Consider the following 2,453-nt stretch of genomic DNA (forward strand, 5'->3'; position numbering starts at 1 on the left):
GGTAAAGGAACGTCAGTTCCCGTTAATTATCGAATCGTTAATAAACAGGAGGGTCAGACAAAACATGAATATTTCTTAGAAATGTTGGACGAAGTAAAAGCTTGGGGATTGAAACCAGAGACAGTCACAGGAGACAGTTGTTATGCTGCCAAAGAAACCATGAATACCCTTAAAGACAAGGGCTTTCGGGGTTTGTTTACTCCTCATGTGAATCGGGCGCGTCTCGGTTGAAATAGGAACTAAATATGTTCAAGTTCAAACCTTAGATATCCCGACCGATGGATTAATTGTTTATCTGAAACAAGTGGGATGAGTCAAGGTATTTAGAACGGTCTTCAAAAACGAATTCCGTTACTACGTTGTGTTCGTCTCTAACTCAGAGAAACTCCCCTCAATCACCAGGACAGAATTCCAGAAAATTCATGAACAACATTGGGGAATTGAGCAGTACCATCGTGCCTTAAAACCATTGTGTAATATTGAAGGGTTTCAAGTAAGAGAAAGTCAGGCGATCAGGACTCACATATTTTGTGCCATTCGCAGATTTATTCAGTTAGAATTTCTCCGATTTAAAGCGCAAATTGTTAATTGGTATTCCTGACAAAGGGAGTTATTTACTGAGGTCATCCGCTCTTTTATTGTCAATAATTTAGCATCCAACTTCCTTGACCTCAATAACTTGGAAGCCATAGTCTGAAGTTCAAAGGCATACTACGGAAATTCTGTCAATGCGTAAGTCCTAAAGCAATGATTAGACAAGGGGCTTAAGCCCCTTGTCTTCAAGGTTAGTTACAGTTGCTATCTTCTGTTTACTTCTTTTTAGCTGGAGCTGCTGGCGCAACTTGGGAGCATCTCATTTATGCAAGTGAGTAATTATGCTTGTCGCTAAAACTTGCTTCTGGTAAGGCTTTCAAAATAGCTTGACATAAAACTTAATTTAGGAGTTACAAAGGTGAGATGCTCACCGCAACTTTTGCGGCGTTGTCAGATTAGAATATGAAAGATGCAATGCAATCCTTGCTATCAAAGTAATTTCAGTTCCAAGCTGATTCGGAGCATCTTTCAATTTGACAACGCCACTTTTGCTGTAACTTTGACACTATTGACACCCTTGATTTGTTTTGCCAAGGGGTCAATTTTGTCGAGTTGCTCTTGAGTTTCTACGGTTCCAGAGACGACTACCGCTCCATCTTTAGCAGAAACTGTAAGTTGCCCTTTCGGGATGTTGGCTTCTAGCTTAGAGCGAACTTCACTGGAAAGGTCACTGTTGGCGCGATCCGCATCTCCTCCAGTTAGATTGTTGCGTTGCTCACGAGCGCGAATATCAGAATTGAGTTGATTTCGGCGCACTTGACTAGACGCATCGCTTTGGTTCTTTTGGACTGTTTTAGTATCAGGAACTTGCCCCGTTTCCTCTGTGGAAGAAGGGGCGTTGGTGCTAGTTTTAGCGTTGTTCTCACAAGCCACAGTTCCAATCAGTAGAAGGCTGCTGAGGATTAAAGTTGTGATCTTTTTCATGATGCAAATCCTTTAATAATTTCCGATTTTACAAACGAGAAGCAGGAGGATCGACATAGCCTTCAATTGCTAGGGCATTGTAAATTTCCCACTCGCGAATCCCTCGGCGCTTTAGAATTGTTTCAGCCTGAAGGATGTCAGCATCTGCACCGTCCACGATCAACAGGTAGTCTCCACGAACCACATAATCGTGATAGACTCGTGCCCGATCTTCTGGAATTCCTAGACCAATTAGACCACCTACCAAACCTCCGGTAGCCGTCCCGATTGCACCGCCAGCTAACGTGGTAGCGATCGCAGTTGCAGCCGCCCCTGCCAACATGACGGGGCCCACTCCAGGAATTGCCAATATGCCCAACCCAACCAGCAAGCCTGTCAGTCCTCCGATGGCTCCGCCTGCCGCTGCCCCGGTCTTTGCTCCTTCGTCAATATGAGTTGTTTTTGTTTCGGTAAGCTCTTGAACTCGTGTCTCACCAATCCGGTTGCTCTGCTCCAGTCGTTCAGGCTCTTTGGCAATGATTGATACCTCATTCATGGCAAATCCGTCATCTCGTAATCCATTCAGTGCCTTCTCTGCCTCTTGATAGCTAGAGAAGATTCCCACGGCTCGTTTACGGTTAGTTAAAGTCATTTTTCCCTCCAACGCTATGCGGTAAAAGCTTTGTAAATCCTATAGTATGGCGAACTATAGCGATTGAATTTCCTGATTCGAGTTGATAATTCTGCTCTTGGCATTACTGTAACAGGCGGTTGCTTGATTTACTGTATGAATTGATTGAGTCTGTATGAATTGCTTGAATACGACACAAAATGTAACGGGCGATGCACTAGAACTACCTTTTTTTATTAATAAATAGGGCTCTTCGGGAATTGTTATGCAAATAATTAACTTAAAATAAAATTCGATGAGAGCAACTACGCTCAAAAGTAGCTGA

2 protein-coding genes and 1 pseudogene are annotated in these 2,453 nt (G+C 43.3%); 1 reads left to right on the forward strand and 2 read right to left on the reverse strand.

The features are described from left to right. Positions 1–231 (forward strand): annotated as a pseudogene (locus PX482_RS07360) (IS701 family transposase); the annotation flags it as partial. Between the two features lie 831 nt (positions 232–1,062). Here the strand turns inward: PX482_RS07360 and PX482_RS07365 are convergent. Next, entirely contained in the window at positions 1,063–1,518 is a 456-nt protein-coding gene (locus tag PX482_RS07365) for a BON domain-containing protein (protein WP_002763227.1), read from the reverse strand. Positions 1,519–1,546: 28 nt separating this feature from the next. Next, on the reverse strand, positions 1,547–2,149 hold the full coding sequence (locus tag PX482_RS07370; RefSeq protein ID WP_002763225.1) for a general stress protein: 603 nt from the start codon (positions 2,147–2,149) through the stop codon (positions 1,547–1,549). Positions 2,150–2,453: the final 304 nt, after the last annotated feature.

Origin of the sequence: Microcystis sp. M53602_WE12 (assembly GCF_030065455.1) — a bacterium.
Lineage (GTDB): Bacteria > Cyanobacteriota > Cyanobacteriia > Cyanobacteriales > Microcystaceae > Microcystis > Microcystis aeruginosa.

What these genes read in the sequence shown, in the direction of transcription:
- PX482_RS07365 (WP_002763227.1), bottom strand. Translation starts at nt 1,518, where the DNA reads ATGAAAAAGATCACAACTTTAATCCTCAGCAGCCTTCTACTGATTGGA.
- PX482_RS07370 (WP_002763225.1), bottom strand. Translation starts at nt 2,149, where the DNA reads ATGACTTTAACTAACCGTAAACGAGCCGTGGGAATCTTCTCTAGCTAT.